This window comes from Streptomyces sp. S.PNR 29 (assembly GCF_030386795.1).
In the GTDB taxonomy this organism is placed as follows: Bacteria; Actinomycetota; Actinomycetes; order Streptomycetales; family Streptomycetaceae; genus Streptomyces.
Genome location: NZ_JANUQM010000008.1, coordinates 254,008 through 271,503, shown reverse-complemented (window position 1 = coordinate 271,503; position 17,496 = coordinate 254,008). Strand labels below are relative to the sequence as shown.

Below are 17,496 nucleotides of genomic sequence, written 5' to 3'. Positions count from 1 at the left end.
TCTCGATCCCGCCGCCCGGCCCCGTGGCCCACGATCAGCCGCCGACCTGCTGGTTGTAGCCGGCCACGATGTTCTCCAGGGCCTTGTCGGCCGACTGCTGGCCGTTGATCGCCTTGCCGAGCTCCGTCTTGGTCGGGTCCTCGGTGAGGCTCTTGCCCTTCAGCACCCACTGCGTCTGCGCGTTGTTGAAGTAGCCGGAGATCGGGGCGTAGAGCGGGATCGACTCGTTGTACAGCTTGAACGCCGCCTGCGCCGCCTCGGAGGTGAAGGGGTACTTCGGGTTCAGACCGTTCTCGACGGGCAGGAATCCGGAGGCCTCGCACAGCGTGCGGTAGTGGTCCGGCTCGTAGACCCAGGACAGGAACTTCTTCGCGGCGGTGGCCGCGTCACCGTTGTTGTTGAAGCCCACCATCAAGCCGCCGCTGTTGACGTCGCTGGCCTGCACCGGCTGGGCGGGAGTCGGGACGCTCGCCCAGTCGAACTTCTTGATGCTCTCCGCGAAGGCGGCGACCTGCCACACGCCGGACCAGTAGGCGACCACGTCACCGCTCTGGAACATGGCGGACGGGTCGGCGCCGCTGGTCCACACCGACTTCGGCATGGTCTTGTTGTCGTTCCACCCGACGAAGGTGTTCACGGCCTTCTTGGTCGCCGCGTCCACCGAGAACTTGCCGGAGGAGTCCGCGTGGACGTACTTCCCGCCCATCTCGTACACCATGGCGCGGAGCCGGGACGGCGACTGGTCGAAGGTCAGGGAGTACTTGGCGCCGGTCTTCTCGCGGACCTTGTTCGCCGCCTTGATGAAGTCGGTCCAGGTCCAGGTCTTCTGGGGCGAGGTCGGGAAGGAGACGCCGGCCTTCTTGAACAGCGTCTTGTTGATGAACAGGCCGGACGCGGTGATGTCCGAGGGGATGGACAGCACCTTCCCGGACGAGTCCTTGGCGACGAAGTTGGTGTTGATCTTGTTGCTCTTGTTGTTGGCGATGTCGCTGAGGTCGATCAGCTTGCTCGACCAGATCGGGTCCAGCGCCGGCACGGCCGCCACGTCGGGCAGGGAGTTCGCCTGCGCGGCGTTGTGCAGCTTCGTCGTGTATCCGTCGTAGGGGATGTTGACGAGCTTGACGGTGACGCCGGCGTCCTTCTTGTACTGCGCCACCAGCTTCTTCCAGCCCGCGTCCTGCCCCGGAACCGTGGAGATCCAGAACGTCAGCGACTTGGAGGTCCCGCCCGAGTCGGACCCCGACCCGCAGGCGGAGAGCAGAAGGGCACCTGCCGTGGCCACGGCAGCGAGGGGAACCACGCGGCGTATGCCGCCGCGGCCGAGTCGGCGGGAGCGCCGCACACCCACACTGGTCATCTTCGATCCCTTTTCGTCGTAGCGGAGGAAGCACGGCGCCAGCCGAGGCGGCACGGGTGCATGTTGCAGGAAATGTCGCTTTCCGGGGGCACGGCCTCGCCCGGCCGCGTCGCCTTGACGGGTGGAATCCCCGGCCATGACGGCCGGCGTCGCACAAGCACGCCCTCGTGCGGCTGCCGTACTTCGCGTACGGGCGGGAGACTCACCCGGAGTCGGCGTCCCGGCCGACTCAGAAAGCGCTTGTCCGGACATTGGCAGACCGACCGCGAAGCCGTCAATGCTTCACCGCCATAGCTCCGGTCACGGTTTGGATTCCGTGGGCGACCGCCAGCCGGCTCGCGCCGACGACGGTACCGGTGTCGCCGACCATGCTGCTGACCACCTCGGTCGGCCAGCTCAGCCGGGCCAGCTCGGCACGCACCCCGGGCAGGAGCTGCGGGTCCGCGCCGGTGGCGCCCCCCAGCACGATCAGCCCGGGGTCCAGGACGGCGGCCACGGCGGCGGCGAGCCGGCCCACCTCGGTGGCGTGCCGCGCGACCACGGCACGGGCCGTGGCATGACCCTGCCCGGAGAGGGCGAAGAGCCGCCGGGCGGTGCGGGGGCAGGGGCCGTCCGCGTCCTGCCAGGCCTGTCTCGCCCGCCGGAGGAGGGAAGGCATCCCGATGTGCCGCTCCAGGGCCTCGTGACGCGGCTCCCGGCCCTCGTCCCAGGGGTAGGGCAGCCGGGCCAGCTCACCTGCGGCGCCGTTCGCGCCGCGCAGCACCCGCCCCCCGACGACGATGCCGAGGCCGATGCCCACGCCGATCCGCAGGTAGCCGAAGGTGTCCCGGCCGCGGGCGGCGCCCTCGTGGAGCTCGGCGAGCGCGGCACAGTTGACGTTGTTCTCCAGGTGGACGGGCACCCCCTCCGGCAGGGCCACGGCCATGGCGTCGAAGACGGGGCCGGCCTTGGCGGTCGCGGGACGCATCCCGGTGCCCTCCCGGTCCCGGACGGTGACGTCGCCGACGGCGACGACGACGGTACGCAGCGGGGCCCCGGCGGGCAGCGCCTCCAGGGCCTTTCGGACGGTGCCGGCCGCGTCCGAGCGGGAGTCGGTGCCCTCGGCGAGCAGGGTGCCGTCCAGGGCGCAGGCGCGCACCCGGGTCTCGGCGGGACCCAGGTCGACGGCGAGCACGGCGCCGGCGGCCGGGCCGAGCCGGTAGACGGCGGCGCTGCGGCCGGTGCCGCCGGAGGCGGTCCCGGAGTGGGCGGCGAGGTCGGCGGCCTCCAGTTCGGCCACGGCGGTGGAGACGGTCGGCTTGGAAAGGCCCGCACCGGCCGCCAGCTGCGGGCGGGTGGCGGTGCCCGCCGCTGCCAGGACGGCGAACACCACGCGGGCGCTCTCACTCAGCTGCATGCTCTCCCCCAAGTCGTGCTGCGGCGGCATGGCCGCAAGGGTCGCGCGGCATCGGGACTTCCGTGCCTCTTGACGCACCCTACTTCGTTAGTTAACTTCCTAACGAACTTCACGGTACTCGCCTGCCGTGAGCCGCTGACGAAGCCCGTCCCGGGGCTTCCCGACACCTTCAACTGCCGTTATCAGACGTACGGTTCGCCTGCCGTGCGCAGGATCGCGCATCGACGAAGGGGATTCCGTGCGGGACTCCACGCCACTTGTGGCAGGCATCGACGTGGGCGGCACCAAGACCCATCTGCGTGCCCTCGCGGATGGCGACCGGGTCGCCGACCACGTCCGTCCGAGCAGTGGCTGGCGGCCGCATGATCCTGCGGCGGCCGCCGACTGGCTGGCCGCCCTGGTCCGGGACGCCCTGCCGACGGGCGCGCGCCCGTCCGCCGTCGCCGTGGGCGGGCACGCCTGCGAGACCCCTCGCCAGTGCGCCGGGATCCGGGCCGCGCTCCAGGACCGCCTCGGAGCGCCCGCGCTGATCGTGGGCGACGCCGAACTCCTCGTCCCCGCCGCCGGCCTGGCCAAGGGCGTCGGTCTGGTCGCCGGCACCGGGTCGGTGGCGGTGGGGCGGCGGCCCGACGGCCGCCTCGTCCAGGTCGGCGGCTGGGGTGCGGTGCTCGGCGACGAGGGCGGCGCGGCCGGTCTCGTGCGCGAGGCGGCGCGGGCCGCATGGGCGGCGCACGATCGCGGGGAGGAACCCGACGCGCTGGCCGCCGGGCTCGTCGCCGCGTTCCAGGTGGCCGAAGTACCGGCGCTGGGCGCGGCGCTGGAGGCCGCCACGAACGTCTCCGCCGAGTGGGGACGGCACGCGCCGGTGGTGTTCGCCGCCGCCGAGGCGGGCTCCTCGCTCGCGCGCACCGTGATCGCCGACGGCGGCCGCTCGCTCGCCGCGCTCGTCGTCCGCCTCGCGGAGCGCGATGTCGTGGTGGACGACGTGGTGGTGGCGGGCGGCACGATCCTCTCCCAGGCCGCGCTGTACGCGGCGTTCACCTCGGCACTCGCCGAAGCCCTGCCCGGAGTCCGGCCGCATCCCCTGCGCGTCCCCCCGGTCGAGGGCGCGGTGGCGCTGGCCCGTTCGCTTCTGTGAGCCGGGCGCCCCTCGTTCGCCCGCGGGACACGTCGCGGTCGCCGAACCCTCGCCGAGGGGACACGACTCGGCCGTAGATCTTCGCTCGTAACACCACATGACTCAGAAGCCGCCACAAGGCATCAGCGCCCCGAAGGCGCCGCAGAACTGAAGAGAGGCACACGCATGCCGTCACCCGCCGGGCACCACGTCACCTCGTCCGTCAGCCGACGGGGCTTCCTCAGGACCTCGCTCGGTACGTCGGCCGGTCTGGTGGCCGCCCCGGCCTTCGCCACGTGGCTGGCCGCCGCGGACGCGAAGGCCGCCACGGCGCCGGCCGCGTTCGTCGACGACTACAAGACGAACGTCCTGTCGAACCTCACCCCCGAGACCAACGCGGTCGTCCGGATCCTGGGCGGCTTCGCCCAGGTGTGGAAGACCGGCGGTGCCTGGAACACCGGCACGCCGCTCCGGCCGGAGGTGCTGCGCGCCAACATGCGCTACTGCGCCCGCCTCACCTCCGCGCGCACCGAGGCGCAGGCGAAGGAGGCGTTCGTCTACGACCGCCAGCACCAGAGCTACGCGATGATCGCCGGCCTGGGCCCGCTGGCCGAGCTGTACCGGTCCGGCGCCAAGGCGGTCACGTCGATCACCAGCGCGCCGGACGGCACTCCCGCGGGCAAGATCAGCGACTCTGTGCCCGCCGACGCCCCGGCCGGGTCCGCCCTGGGCGCCGGCTCGTACGACTCCGCGCTCGGCACGGTCGCCAAGCTGGTCGACACGGTGCGCGGTCCGTTCGCCTCGGGCAACCCGGCCAAGTTCGCCTTCCAGTACCCGCGTCCGTGGCGGATGAACGAGGACAGCGAGGTGGTCGACACGGGCGCGAAGGACGCGCTCGGCTACCCGGTGTACGACTCGGAGGTGGTCGTCGCCCCGCAGCTGCTGCGGCAGCGCGCCGAGACCCCGGCCGACGACGGCGGCTTCCCCAGCGGCCACACCAACGCCTTCCACCTGGCGGCCCTGGCCTTCGCGTACGCGGTCCCCGAGCGCTTCCAGGAGCTCGTGACCCGCGCCTTCGAGCTCAGCCACACGCGGATCATGTCCGGCATGCACTCCACCGTCGACGTCATCGGCGGCCGGATCATGGCCACCGCCCTGGCCGCCGCCACGCTGGCCGACCCGGCGAACGCGGACCTCAAGGCCGCCGCGCGCGCTCAGGCCCTCGCCTACTTCACGGAGCGGACCGGCTCGGACGAGCTGTACACGTACGCCCACTCGGCGGGCCCCGGCACCGACGCCTACGCCGACCGGGCCGCCAACGCCCGGACGGTCACGCCCAAGTTGACGTATGTGCTGGAGCGGGAGGGCCGCGACGCGCCCCTGACCGTGCCGAAGGGCGCGGAGGTGCTGCTGGAGACGCGGCTGCCGTACCTCGACGCGTCCCAGCGCCGGGAGGTGCTGCGGACGACCGCGCTGCCCGCCGGGTACGTCCTGCTGGACGGCTTCGAGCAGTGGGGGCGGCTGAACCTGTTCGCCGCGGCGGACGGGTACGGCGCCTTCGACTCCGCCGTGACCGTGACGCTGGACGCGGCGGCCGGGGGCTTCCACGCGGCCGACAGCTGGCGCAACGACATCGACGGCCGCGGCGGTCTGACCAAGCGGGGTTCCGGGACGCTGACGCTGACGGGCCACAACCGCTACACGGGCGGCACGGTCGTGGAGGACGGCGTGCTGGTCGCCGCTTCGGCCCACGCCCTGGGCCACGGGGACGTGCGGGTGCCGGGCGGGACGCTGCGGGCGGGCACGTGCAAGTCCGTGCGGGTGCACGGGACGTACACCCAGGAGTCCGCCACGCTTGAGGTGACGCTGCGTTCCGGCCGCGGGCCCGCGCTGGAGGTGACCCGGAGGGCGGTGCTCGGCCCGGGCAGCGTGCTGTCGCTTCGGCTCGACGCCGAGAGGCCGCCGGCCGCGGGCAGCACGGTACGCGTCCTCGGCGCGCCGGTGCTGCGCGGCCAGTTCGACCGGATCGAGCTGAACTCCGAGACGCTGCGGGCCGTACCCGTCTACACGGCGGAAGGTCTGTCGGTACGACTCGTGAAGCGGTGACGCTCCCCTGGCGGGAGCCGATGCGAGAGTAGGCCCATGAGGCGGCTCCGTATCGCTCCCGCCACCGCCCGGTCGCTGTCACCGCGGGGCGGATGATGGCACGCGCACCGCAGGCGGTCCTGGACCGCGGGACTCCCGAACGTCCGTTGCCCCTGCCGGGACCGTCCGGCAGACGGTGGCTGGTGCCGCTCCTGGTGGTCGTGCTGCTGGCCCAGATGGCCGCCGCCATGGTCAGCACCGCCGTACAGCAGACGCCGACGATCGACGAACCCGTGTACGTCGGCACGGCCGCCGACCAGCTGTACGAGCACCGTCTGCGCCACAACCCCGAGCACCCGCCGCTCGGGAAGCTGGTCATCGGCGTCGGGGTGGCGCTCGCCGACCCGCACGTCGACCGGTCCTTCACCGGTGACCAGGGCGCGCTGGGGCGGCATCTGCTGTACGAGTCCGGCAACGACCCGTGGCGGCTGATGCTGTGGGCCCGCCTTCCGGTGATCGCGCTGACGCTGCTGTTCGGGCTCGCGGTGTTGGCGTTCGCCCGCGAACTCGCCGGCGCGGCGGGCGGGTTGGCGGCGCTCGCCCTGTACGCCTTCTCCCCCGACGTCATCGCGCACGGTTCACTGGCCACGCTGGACGTGCCCGCGGCCGGGTTCGTCCTCACGTCGGTGTGGCTGCTGTGGCGGGCGCGGCACCGACCCCGCCGGTACGTGCCGCTCGCCGGGGTGGCGCTCGGGGCGGCCCTGGCCACGAAGATGAGCACGCTGGCCGCGGTGCCGGTGCTGACGGCTCTGGCGGCTCTGTCGGTGTGGTGCGCCTCCACGGATGAACGGCGCAGGCGGCTGGGACGGGCGGTGGCGGGCGCGGCCGTCGTGGCGGTGGTCGCGGTCGCCTTCGTATGGGCCGTGTATCTGGTGGTCGATCCGCGGCTGCGCTGGACGCCCCGGCAGCACGTGCCCGTCGTGCACGGGCTGCGAGGGCTGTTCGTCGAGCTGCTGCCGTTCCCGGAGGCGTACCGGGACGGGATGCGCATCCAGTTCGGCTTGGAGAACCGCCCCTGGGAGGGCTTCCTGTTCGGCCGGGTCTACACCGGCTCGCTGTGGTACTACCTCCCGGCCGCGCTGCTGGTGAAGACGCCGCTCGGCATGCTCGCGCTGTGGGCCGCCGGTGCCGTCGCCATGGTGGCGGTACGGCGACTGCGGCCCGCGGCGCCGTACGTGCTGGTGCCCGGTGCCGTCCTGCTGGCGGCGGCCATGCAGGGGTCCCGCGACTTCGGCACGCGGTACGCCGTGTTCCTGCCGATGTTCCTGGCGGTGGCGGCGGGCTGCGTCCTCGCGGGGCGGTGGCGGTGGGCGCCGGCCGTGGCGTGGGCGCTGGTGGCCTGTGTCGCGGTCAGCTCCCTGCGGACGTATCCGTACTACCTGCCGTACTCCAACGAGGCGTTCGGCGGGCCGGCCCGGACCCACCTGCGGCTCCACGACTCCAACGTGGACTGGGGACAGGACCTGGGCCGGCTCGCCGACCGGCTGCGCGAACGGTACGCGGGCGAGCGGGTGTGGCTTGTGTACAAGGGCAGTGGCGTGCCGTCCTTCTACGGCATCCAGGCGTCCGATCCGCGTACGGTGCCCGCCGGGCAGGTGCGCGGACTGCTGGTCGTGTCCGACTCCGCCGTCGCCAAGGCGACGGGACGGCTGGCCGGCCTGATCGCCGGCAGTCGCCCGGTCGACGAGGTCGGTCACTCGATCACGATCTACCGGCGATGAGGTATGCCGCCGGCGTGCTGGAACCCCTCCGCGCTCACGTGCTGCATCACACTGCTGCCCACGCGGTAGCGGCCGTTGGGCACGTCGTCCGACTTCGCGATGTGCACCGCGAGCGGGCCCGCCCATTCGTAGCCTTTCCGCTGGGCGTACCGGGCCAGGCTGTCGGTGAGCTCCTGACCCACCCGGCTGCCGCGGCGGGTCAGTTCCTCGTGCACGACGTGGGCGAGTTCCACGTCGTAGGCGTTGGGCACCATGACGCGGCCCTCGGCGCAGATCACGGCGTTGTTGTCACATTCCTGCCGGAGGGCGTCGAGGAGTTCGACCGGCTCCCGGTCGAACACCCGCGCCCACAGCGCCTCCCAGCGGTCTTCCAGGGCCTGCTCCAGAGCGCTTAGTGCGCTCATTCCGTATCACCTGCCGAAACGTGTCGGGGTCGGGTGCGGCGGGGCCGTGGGTGCTGTCACTCCTCGGCGTAGTCGTCGGGCCGTACCTGGGCCTCCTGCAGGGCCTCGCGCATCGTGCGGCCGGTGGCGCCGGGCGTCCTGGACTCGGTTTCCTCCCGGCTGCGGTCCCGGTTCTCCAGGACCTCGTCGGTGGTCTCGGTCTTCGGCCGGTTCTCTTCCGGGACGGTCATGACGGGGGCTCCTCGTTCTACGTCGGGTCGGTTTGTCCGTCGTGTCGGGATGTTCCGTGGCGGGCGGGTTCCCGCACAGCGCGCGGGTATCCATCCGTGTCGGCGGCGAATGCCCTCGTGCGAGCCCTGGCGGGCACGGTCCGTGAGCTATGTTGACGTCTGTGGGAGACAAAGGAGGCGCACCGGTGCCATCGCCGCAGCAGGCACGTGCACAGGCATCCGCGATCACCTCGGGAAAGACCGGCCCGGAAGCGGAGGCCTCCCCGACTTCCCAGCTCAGGGAGCTGTTCGACCGCCCCCGGCTCTCCCCTGGGCAGCGGCGCATCGCCCAGTACCTGATCGAGCACATCACCGAGGCGGCGTTCCTCTCGATCACGGATCTCGCCGACCGGGTGGGCGTGAGCCAGCCCTCGGTGACGCGTTTCGCCGCCGCGATCGGCTTCAGCGGTTACCCGGCGCTACGGGAGAAGCTCCAGTCGATCGCGCTCGGCACGCTCGCCGGCGGCCCCGCCGAGGAGAACCGGGGCAACGAACTGCAGGCGGCGGTCGACGCCGAGATCGAGAACCTGGAGAACCTGCGGCGGGACTTCGCCGACCCCGACCGGGTGATCGGCGTCGGCCGCGAACTGTCCGCCTCGACGCCGCTGACCGTGCTCGGCCTGCGCATCTCCGTCTCGCTCGCCGAGTACTTCGCCTACGCGGCCCGCCGTATCCACCCCGATGTGCGCCTGGTGACGCGAGGCGGCAGTGTCGCCTACGACGCTCTGCTGCAGTCCCGCGAGGCCGGCGGCACCTGGGTGCTGGCGTTCTCCATGCCCCGGCACGCCCAGGAGACGCTCACCGCCGTCCGGGTCGCGCGCCACGCCGGCCTCAAGGTCGCCCTGATCACCGATCTGGCACTGGGGCCGGTGGCGGACGAGGCCGACGTCACTTTCGCCACCGGTACCGGCTCGCGTCTGGTCTTCGACTCCTACGCGGCGCCCGGTGTCATGTGCGCCGCGCTGCTCCAGGCCATGACCGACGCGGACCCCGAACGGACCCAGGCCCGTCTGGACGAGTACGAGCAGGTCGCCGACCAGCATCAGTTCTTCCTGCGCGACTGATCCGCGGCCGCAACCGGCGCAGAACGGAAGCATCCGCGACAAAGCAGGCATGAATGTTTACATACGTCTTGCAAAGCCGACGGCATATATAAATACTTCTCACGCACTCACCACAGCCCGGAGAAAGCCGACGGTCCGCCCATGCGCACGCTGCACCACTCGCCGCGCGGGCGACGCCTGCCCCTTCCGGGCTCCTTCGCGAACACCCGAGGCCGCCGACTCCTACCCGTTCAGGCGCCTCGCGTGTTCGATCGGGCATCGCCTGCGCGAGCGCCCGTGGCGGCCCCGGCCCTCCCCTAGGCCGGGGCCGCCCACCCCCGTCGCCCCACCCCTCGACGACGCCGCACACCCGGAAGCGATGATCATGCCCCTGACGTCCACGCGCATCAGCCCGGACTGGCCCTGCCAGGTCAAGACCCCCGGCTCCTACGACTGGGAGCGCTCCGCGGCCAAGTGGCTGCGCGAGCTGGTGCCGGCGCGCTACGCCAGCTATCCCGCGCTGATCCGCCACCCCGTGCTGCTCGCCCGCCACGCGGAGATCCAGGTCCAGCACGAGGTCCGGGTGGCCCGTACCGCCCTGCAGACCGCGCGGGCCGACCTGCCCCGGCTCGGCCTGCCGGAGTCGGTCATCGAGCACACCATCAAGCTGTACGCGGCGGAGGTCATGCAGCTGCAGCACATCGCGCGCAGCGTGCGCGCGGTCAGCCAGGCGCTGGTGGAGCACAACGCCGGGCGCTGAGCCGCCCCGGGACGACGGGGCATGACCGGAGCCTCGTGTGGCACCCGTGCGGGGATGAGCACCACCGAGACGCGCCGGGGCGAGCCGGTGACCACGGTCTTCACGTGGGAAGTGCGCCCCGGTCAGGAAAAGCAGTTCGAGGAGTGGACGCGCGGCATCACTCGCTGCGCCAGACGGTTCTCGGGCAACGAGGGCGTCTCCTGGCTGCACGCCGAGGACGGCCACCGCTACCACGCGGTGCTGCGCTTCTCCGATCCGCACCGGCTCGGCGCCTGGCTGGACTCCACGGAGCGAGCCGAGTGGCACGCGCGGATCGACGGCATCGCCACGGAGGTCAGCAGCGAGCGGCAGTCGACGACCGGAATGGAGACCTGGTTCAGCCTGCCCGGCACGACCGTGCAGGCCCCGCCCCGGTGGAAGATGGTGCTCACCACCTTCCTCGGCGCCTACCCGTTCACATTCCTCATCCAGTGGCTGGCGACGCCCCATACGACCGGCTGGCCGCTGCCGTTGCGCGCCGCACTGTTCCCGATCGTGCTGCTGCCGATGCTCACCTACGTGGTGATGCCGCTGCTCAGCCGGGCGCTGCGGCGGTGGCTGTACCGGTTGCCGGACGACTGACCGCGCCGGGGTGCGCGGGTAGCCGGACCGAGTCCGTGGTGTCAAGCCGGGCATGGAATCCGCTTCCGTATGTAATGCTCAACGCGTGACGAGCGAGCCCGCCACGCCGGCCGAGTCCGGCACCGTGCCGGACATGGCCGCGATGGCCAGAGTGGTGGCCAGGCAGCGTGCCGAGATGGACCGGCTGCGCGATCTGGCGGCGACGTCCGCTGTCCTGGAGCGGGCCAAGGGCGCGGTGATGGCGCTGACCGGGTGCTCCGCGGAGGCCGCGCGCGAGTTGCTGCTGCAGCGTGCCAAGGCCGAGCGGCGCACGCTCCTGGAGGAGTGCTGGATCACGCTCGGCACGCTGATGCCACCGCTCGACGCCGACGACGAACCGGAGCTCCCCGCCGTGGCGCCCGGCTCCCCCGGCCCCGGCACGCCCGCCGACGCCCTCGCGGAGAACGGCCTCTCCTCCACCCTCGGCCGCCTCGCCAAGTCCCTCGTCCACGTCGGCACCCCGCGGGACCTCGCCCGCTGCCTGCTGGAGCACCTCGCTCCGGAGGTCGGGGCCGACGCGATCATTCTCTACGCCCGGCTGCCCGCCGGAGGACTCGAACTGATCGGGCACGCCGGCATCGACGACACTCTGGCCTCCCAGTGGCAGCAGGTGCCGCCGCTCAGCGGAGTGGCCGCGCTGGACGCGCTGCGCGCCCGGCAACCGCGCTGGCTGGAGGAGATCGATCGGGACCGGGAGCGGTATCTGCTGATCGGGGATCCGCCCGAGCGGTGGCGGTCCCGTGCCTGGCTGCCCGTGCAGCTCGGGGACACGGCCGAGGTCTGCCTCGGCGTCCTGCGCGGCCGTGCCGAGCCCTTCGCACCCCAGGCCCGGGAACACCTGTGCGCCGTCGCGCGGCTGTGCGCCGGGCGGCTGCGCGCGTTCGGCGCCCGGCCGGAGCGGGCCGCGGGAGGCGCCGCCGACGCCGTGCAGGCGGTGTTCGACGCGCTGCCGGTGGCCGCGCTGCTGCTCACCCCGCTGCGCGCCAAGTCGGGAGAGGTCCAGGACTACCGCGTCGACGCCGCGACCGCACAGGTGGGTGACGTCGTCGGCCGCACCGGCGACGAGCTCGTGGGCCGGCGGCTTCTCGATTGCTTTCCCACCATGGCTGGCGAGCCGCTGTGGCAGGGCTGCCGGCACACGCTCGCCACCGGGGAGCCGTACGAGGGCGAGCCGTTCGCGCACCAGGAGGTCGTGTCCGGGGTCGCGGAGCTGTCCACCTACTCGGTCCGGGTGGCGAGGCTGGGCGGCGGGCTGGCCGTCACCTGGATCCGGCACGACTCCTCCGACCGGCAGGAACAGCGGCTGGCCGACCTGCAGCGACTGGGCAACCTCGGCTGGGCGAACTGGAACCTGGTCACCCACGAGGCCAGTTGGTCTTCCCAGGTCTTCGCCATTCTCGGCCGGGATCCCGAGCTCGGCCCGGTCCGCATCGGCGACCTCCCCGACCTCGCGGCGCCCGATGACGTCCCCGCGCTGGCCCGGGCGGTCGGGGACCTGCTGCGGGCCGGCCGGCCGCTGGACCTGCCGTTCCGGGCCAGGACACCCCACGGTGTGCGGCATCTGCGGTTCGTCGCCGAGGCGGTGACGGACATCGACGACACGCCCGTCGAAGTGCACGGCTTCGTACAGGACCTGACCGCGCAGCGTCGGGCGGAGCTGGCGCTCGTGGAGAGCGAGCGGGCGATGCTCACACAACACGACATCCTGCGGACGGAACGGACGCTGGCCGCGCGGCTCCAGCACGCGCTGCTGCCGCTGCCGAAGAGGCCCGTGCAGCTGGCCGGGCTGCGCGTCGAGGTCGCCTATCTGCCCGCGCAGTCGGGGGTCCACGTCGGCGGCGACTGGTTCAGCGCGATAGAACTGCCCAACGGTGACGCCCTGTTCGTGGTCGGCGACGTCGCCGGGCACGGCGTGGATGCCGTCGCCACGATGGCCCAGCTCCGCTTCACCGCCAAGGGCATGGTCATCACGGGCTCGTCGCTGACCGGTGCGCTCGCCCGGCTCAACACGCTGCTGCTGCACTCCAGGGACTCCCACGGCACCGCGACGATGATCCTGGCCCGCTACGGCCCCACCGATCACCGCCTGGTCTGGGCGCAGGCCGGTCATCCGCCGCCGTTGCTGCTGCGCGATGGCGAGGTGCGCTACCTGGACCGGCCGAGCGGCATGCTGCTCGGGGCGACCTCGACGCCGGTCTTCGAGGAGGCGGAGTGCCGCCTGGAGCCGGGCGACCGGCTCATCATGTACACGGACGGTCTGGTCGAGCGGTCCCCGGAGAACATCGACCTGGGTCTGCGGCGGCTCGCGGAGGCCGTCGCCGCCCACCACACCGACGCGACCGGATCCCTGGAGCCGCTTCTCGCCGCGATGCTGGAGGAGGAGCGGCAGGACGACGTGTGCGTGCTGGACATCCGGATGCCGGACGAGCCAGGCTGAGGCATCGGCACCGTCGGGGCCGGGCCGCTGCATCAGTCCACGGGATGACCTGGTGCGATGGTGCCGGCGTCGGCGAGGCGCAGCAGCGGTTCGTCGTCCGCGTCCCGCTCGCCCCACTCGACCGGGTCGAGCACGAAGCCGACGTGGTCCCCGCCGCCGGCGTGCAGCGTGATGCGCCCGACGAACCACGCCCGCGCGTCCTCCAGGACGACGGCCCCGCCGTACCCCTGCCGCCAGCGGACCCGCGCGAACTTGTCCACGCGGTCGCCGGTCTGCCCGCCGAACAGCTCGGCGAGGTCCCGCTGGTCACGGGTCAAGAGGTGAACGGCGAGGACGTCGGCCGACCGGGCCACCCGGAAGGTCCGGTTCGCCTCGGACAGCCACACCACGAACCGCACGGGCTCGATGGAGCACTGGGAGGCGAACCCGACCAGACAGCCGGCCCGCTCCCCGCCCGCCGCGGCGGTCACCACGCACATGTCGGGGTTGAGCCGGTCGATGAACGCGTCCATGCCCGCCATGCTCACGCCACTCCCGTCTGCCGAGGTCCGCACTCCCGCAACACCTCACCACGGCACAGGCATCCATGCCATACGGCAGCCATGTCTCGGGCCGTGCCCGGTTCAGCCGGTACGGGACTCCAGCGCGAGGCGCGTGTCGTCGCCGTAGACGCCGGTCTCGTCGCCCCGGATGCCGTACCAGAGCTGGAAACGGGCCACCGCCTCGGTCAGGTCGGCGTCGTAGCGGCCGTTGGTGGAGCCGCCCGTGTAGACGTCCGGGATGCGCAGCAGGCGTTGCTGGAGTTCGGTCACGTCGGGGCCGGCGGCTCCCTCGCGGAGGGTGCCGGGACCGTCGGGGTCGGTCGGGGCCGTGGGTGCCGGGGCGGGGCTCGCCGTGGCGGTGGCGGGCGGCGGGGCAGCCGGTGCCGCGCTGTCGTCCTTGTCCTCACTGCGGTCCGGCAGGAGGAGGGCGCTGCCGAAGCCGGCCAGTGCGGCGGCGGTCACGGCCACGGCGAGGGCGGCCAGGCGCAGTCCGCGCCCGGAGCGAGGGCCGGCGCCCCCGCCGCCGTCGGTGGTGACCGGTGGGATTTCCTGCGTCTCGTCCTCGGCTCCGGCCGGTGGCCGGGTGTCTCGCCGGGGACGGCTCGGCACCGCAACGGACTCGTAGCCGCCTGCGTCCCGCGACGGTTCCCCGCCGGTTTTCCGCCCGGATTCGCCACCGGCGTCCCGCCGCAGTTCCTCGATCAGTTCCGCGAGGGCGTCGGTGCGGCGGGGCCGCAGGACCCGGATGGGTTCGAGGATCCGGCTGTCGGGCGGTTGCCCCGGTTCGGACCGTGTCGACACACTGCTCTCCTTCCGTCCCGCACGAGGCGCCTGGCCCATCCCCGAGGAGTGATACGCGGCCGCCGCCCCCAGGGTTCAGCCGGGCTCGTTCTCCACCGAAAGGGCCGGGAGAGCACTCAGTTCCCCCTGATCGGTGCACTGAGTGCCATGACCGCCGATCAGGTGTTACGTTCCCGTCCATGAGCTCCAGCAGTGCCGCGCCCCGCCGCGGCGAGAAGGCGGAGACGGCGGCGCCGAGACCGCCGATCCGGGAGGCGCTGGTCGCGGCGGCCTTCCAGCTGTTCCTGGAACGGGGCTACGAGCAGACCACCGTCGACGACATCGTGGCGCTCGCCGGGGTCGGGCGGCGGTCGTTCTTCCGCTACTTCCCCTCCAAGGAGGACGTGGTCTTCCCCGACCACGAGAGGTGCCTGGCCGACATGACGGCCTTCCTCGCGGCGAGCGGTGAGGGGGACGAACCGGTGCAGCGGGTGTGCGATGCCGCCCGGCTCGTCCTGCGGATGTACGCCGAGAACCCGGGCTTCTCGGTGCAGCGATACCGCCTCACCAAGAAGGTGCCCGGGCTGCGCGCCTACGAGCTGTCGGTGGTCTGGCGTTACGAGCGCGCCCTCGCCGAGTATCTGCGCGGGCGCTTCGCCGGCCGCCCGGACGGGACCCTGCGGGCCGACGTGATCGCGGCCGCGGTGGTCGCGGCGCACAACAACGCGCTGCGCTCCTGGCTGCGTTCGGACGGCAAGGGCGACGCGAGCGCCGCCGTGGACCACGCGCTGGGGTACGTGCAGGCCGCCTTCGGCACCGCTCCGGCACCTGCCGCCGAGGAGGAGCCCGAGGACGTGGTGGTCGTCGTGTCCCGGCGAGGGGCTCCGCTGTGGCGGGTGGTGCAGCAGATCGAGGCAACGCTGGGGCGGGACTGAGCCACACGGAAATCGAGGGTACGGAGTGCCGCCTCACCCTTTACCCGTGGCACTGAGTGCCATACGCTGTCGCCGTGCACGGCGGCACGGCGAACCGTGCACGCGCGTGCACGGCTGACCGCGCACGCGGGATTCCGGCCGAGTGCAGGGAGTTGACAGCGTGTACCACCACTCAGGAAGCGTCGCTCAGCAGGCAGCCGGCTCCGCGTCGGGCGTGCTCGAACCCAAGGCCGCGGACACGGAGGCCATCCTCTTCCAGCGCTGCACCTGGTGCGGCACCGCCATGTACCACCGGCTGCTGTGTCCGGTGTGCCGGGGCAGCGACCTGAGGACGGAGCGCAGCCAGGGCACGGGCACGGTGCGCCACTCCACGGTGGTGCACCGCAACAGCCCCGCCGCGCGCAACGTGTCACTGGTCGAGATGGCCGAGGGCTTCGTCGTCCGCGGGCGGGTCATGGGACCGCCCATCGGCATCCACAGCGGGGACCGGGTGCGCCTGTCGACCGCCAAGGACCCGGTGCGGGGCGAGCCGGTCTTCCAGCTGGTCGACGAACCGTACCGGGCCTGGACCTGACGGTCCTAGGCCGGCGGGATCAGCTCGTCGGTGCGGACCGGTCGTCCCGTCTCGAAACTCCGGTTGGCGGCGAGGCCGACGGCCAGGGCGAGCGCTCCGTCGCGTTCGGTGGCCGTCGGGTGGGCGGCCGCGCCGGTGTCCGTGGGCCGGGTCGGGTCGGCGGGGCCGAAGAGCGCGTCGAGCATGCGCGGGTCACCGCCGCCGTGGGCCTCGTGGTCGACCGCGAGAGGGACGTCGGCCGGTGGCTGCCACAGCGGACGCAGGGTGAGCCGGGCGCCGCCCGCGTGCTCGGCGACCGTGTCGCCGTGCAGTGCGCCGCGAGCCGAGGCGATGCGGGTGTGCGGCGGTTGCCAGCGGTTCTCCTCGACCTCCAGTTCCAGGCGGCCGGCGCTGCCGTTGAACATCACCCGGTAGCCCTCCCACGGGGAGTAGGCGGTCAGGTGGTACGTCATCGTGGCGCCCCGCGAGTACCGCACCAGCACCGCCATGTCGTCCTCGATGGTGATCGGCCCGTCGAACACGTTGCGGTCGCGGAGGTAGCCGTCGTCCCGCTCGGCGTCGAGGTAGAGGGCGCGCAGGGCGTCGTTGGCCGCGAGGTCCAGGGCGAAGGGGTCGTCGGCGGCCTCGGGGGCGCCGTGCGCACGCTCGTACTCCCGGCGCAGTCCGTGCCGTTCGCCCGCGTCACGGCCGTAGAAGCCGAGCCGTCCGTAGCCGAAGGCCTCCTGCGGTACGTCGCCGAGCCACCAGTTCACCAGGTCGAAGTGGTGCGAGGACTTGTGCACCAGCAGGCCGCCGCTGTGATGCTTGTCCCGGTGCCAGCGGCGGAAGTAGTCCGCGCCGTGCCGTACGTCGAGCAGCCACTCGAAGTGCACCGACAGCACCTCGCCGATCGCGCCGTCGGCGAGCAGGGCGCGCACCTTCTCGTGCACCGGGTTGAAGCGGTAGTTGAAGGCGACGGTCAGGGAGTTGCCGGTCTCGCGGACCGTGTCCAGGATGCGGGCGCAGCGGTCCGCGTCGACGGTCATCGGCTTCTCGGTGACGACACGGCAGCCCGCCGTCAGCGCCGGGACGATGTAGCGGTCGTGTTCCGCGTCGACGGTGGTGACGACGACCTCGTCGATGTCCTCCGTGACGAGCAGGTCGGCGAAGCGCTCGGGCTCCCACTGGGCGGCGGTCGGCTGACCCGCCCGGGCGAGGAGGCCGTTGTGGAAGGCCATCCGGGTGGGGCTGGGATCGCAGAGAGCGGCGACGAGGTGGCCGGGGCGTTCGGCCAGCGCCCGGGTGAACATCTGGGCTCGGTGCCCGGTGCCGACGATGGCTGCGCGCAGAGGGGGTGTTCGGCTCATGACGGTGGCC

General features: G+C 72.5%; 16 protein-coding genes. 9 read left to right on the top strand and 7 right to left on the bottom strand.

Features of this window, described 5'->3' with window-relative positions; translation table 11 throughout:
- Positions 1-34 precede the first annotated feature (34 nt).
- Together NW895_RS22740 and NW895_RS22735 are read right to left on the bottom strand one after the other, a co-directional pair.
- Positions 35-1,357 carry an extracellular solute-binding protein gene (locus tag NW895_RS22740; RefSeq protein ID WP_289937634.1) on the bottom strand — a complete coding sequence of 441 codons (1,323 nt, stop codon included), beginning with the start codon at positions 1,355-1,357 and terminating at the stop codon, positions 35-37.
- A 274-nt stretch (positions 1,358-1,631) separates the two neighbouring features.
- Positions 1,632-2,753, bottom strand: coding sequence for an ROK family protein (locus NW895_RS22735; RefSeq protein WP_289937633.1), 1,122 nt, complete (start codon positions 2,751-2,753; stop codon positions 1,632-1,634).
- A 238-nt stretch (positions 2,754-2,991) separates the two neighbouring features.
- On the opposite strand from NW895_RS22735, the gene NW895_RS22730 reads away from it, so the two are divergent.
- The 3 genes from NW895_RS22730 (at position 2,992) to NW895_RS22720 (ending at position 7,736) form a co-directional block, all read left to right on the top strand.
- Entirely contained in the window at positions 2,992-3,891 is a 900-nt protein-coding gene (locus tag NW895_RS22730) for a BadF/BadG/BcrA/BcrD ATPase family protein (protein ID WP_289937632.1), read from the top strand.
- A gap of 165 nt (positions 3,892-4,056) precedes the next feature.
- On the top strand, positions 4,057-5,976 hold the full coding sequence (locus tag NW895_RS22725) for a phosphatase PAP2 family protein (RefSeq protein WP_289937630.1): 1,920 nt from the start codon (positions 4,057-4,059) through the stop codon (positions 5,974-5,976).
- Between the two features lie 92 nt (positions 5,977-6,068).
- Positions 6,069-7,736, top strand: coding sequence for a phospholipid carrier-dependent glycosyltransferase (locus NW895_RS22720; protein ID WP_289937629.1), 1,668 nt, complete (start codon positions 6,069-6,071; stop codon positions 7,734-7,736).
- Here the strand turns inward: NW895_RS22720 and NW895_RS22715 are convergent.
- Positions 7,724-8,140 (bottom strand): DUF3662 domain-containing protein, encoded by a 417-nt coding sequence (locus NW895_RS22715; protein WP_289937627.1) that lies wholly within the window; start codon positions 8,138-8,140, stop codon positions 7,724-7,726. The two genes, NW895_RS22720 and NW895_RS22715, sit on opposite strands and share 13 nt — an antisense overlap.
- A gap of 56 nt (positions 8,141-8,196) precedes the next feature.
- Positions 8,197-8,370, bottom strand: a complete 174-nt coding sequence (locus NW895_RS22710) for a hypothetical protein (protein WP_289937625.1) — start codon at positions 8,368-8,370, stop codon at positions 8,197-8,199.
- A 185-nt stretch (positions 8,371-8,555) separates the two neighbouring features.
- On the opposite strand from NW895_RS22710, the gene NW895_RS22705 reads away from it, so the two are divergent.
- The 4 genes from NW895_RS22705 to NW895_RS22690 all read left to right on the top strand — a co-directional run bounded on the left by NW895_RS22705 (position 8,556) and on the right by NW895_RS22690 (position 13,309).
- Positions 8,556-9,473 carry a MurR/RpiR family transcriptional regulator gene (locus NW895_RS22705; protein ID WP_289937624.1) on the top strand — a complete coding sequence of 306 codons (918 nt, stop codon included), beginning with the start codon at positions 8,556-8,558 and terminating at the stop codon, positions 9,471-9,473.
- A 358-nt stretch (positions 9,474-9,831) separates the two neighbouring features.
- Positions 9,832-10,212, top strand: coding sequence for a hypothetical protein (locus tag NW895_RS22700; RefSeq protein ID WP_289937623.1), 381 nt, complete (start codon positions 9,832-9,834; stop codon positions 10,210-10,212).
- Between the two features lie 54 nt (positions 10,213-10,266).
- Positions 10,267-10,833, top strand: coding sequence for an antibiotic biosynthesis monooxygenase (locus NW895_RS22695; RefSeq protein ID WP_289937622.1), 567 nt, complete (start codon positions 10,267-10,269; stop codon positions 10,831-10,833).
- 133 nt (positions 10,834-10,966) lie between these two features.
- Positions 10,967-13,309, top strand: coding sequence for a SpoIIE family protein phosphatase (locus NW895_RS22690; protein ID WP_289937813.1), 2,343 nt, complete (start codon positions 10,967-10,969; stop codon positions 13,307-13,309).
- Positions 13,310-13,341: 32 nt separating this feature from the next.
- On the opposite strand, the gene NW895_RS22685 is transcribed toward NW895_RS22690, so the two are convergent.
- Positions 13,342-13,830, bottom strand: a complete 489-nt coding sequence (locus NW895_RS22685) for a flavin reductase family protein (RefSeq protein ID WP_289937621.1) — start codon at positions 13,828-13,830, stop codon at positions 13,342-13,344.
- Positions 13,831-13,932: 102 nt separating this feature from the next.
- On the bottom strand, positions 13,933-14,652 hold the full coding sequence (locus NW895_RS22680; protein WP_289937620.1) for a peptidoglycan-binding domain-containing protein: 720 nt from the start codon (positions 14,650-14,652) through the stop codon (positions 13,933-13,935).
- Between the two features lie 179 nt (positions 14,653-14,831).
- Here NW895_RS22680 and NW895_RS22675 point away from each other — a divergent pair, with 179 nt between their 5' ends.
- Positions 14,832-15,566: a TetR family transcriptional regulator gene (locus NW895_RS22675; RefSeq protein ID WP_289937619.1), complete on the top strand. Its 735-nt coding sequence runs from the start codon at positions 14,832-14,834 to the stop codon at positions 15,564-15,566.
- A gap of 160 nt (positions 15,567-15,726) precedes the next feature.
- Positions 15,727-16,140, top strand: a complete 414-nt coding sequence (locus NW895_RS22670; protein ID WP_289937617.1) for a zinc ribbon domain-containing protein — start codon at positions 15,727-15,729, stop codon at positions 16,138-16,140.
- A gap of 5 nt (positions 16,141-16,145) precedes the next feature.
- On the opposite strand, the gene NW895_RS22665 is transcribed toward NW895_RS22670, so the two are convergent.
- Positions 16,146-17,486 carry a Gfo/Idh/MocA family oxidoreductase gene (locus NW895_RS22665; protein WP_289937616.1) on the bottom strand — a complete coding sequence of 447 codons (1,341 nt, stop codon included), beginning with the start codon at positions 17,484-17,486 and terminating at the stop codon, positions 16,146-16,148.
- Positions 17,487-17,496 lie beyond the last annotated feature (10 nt).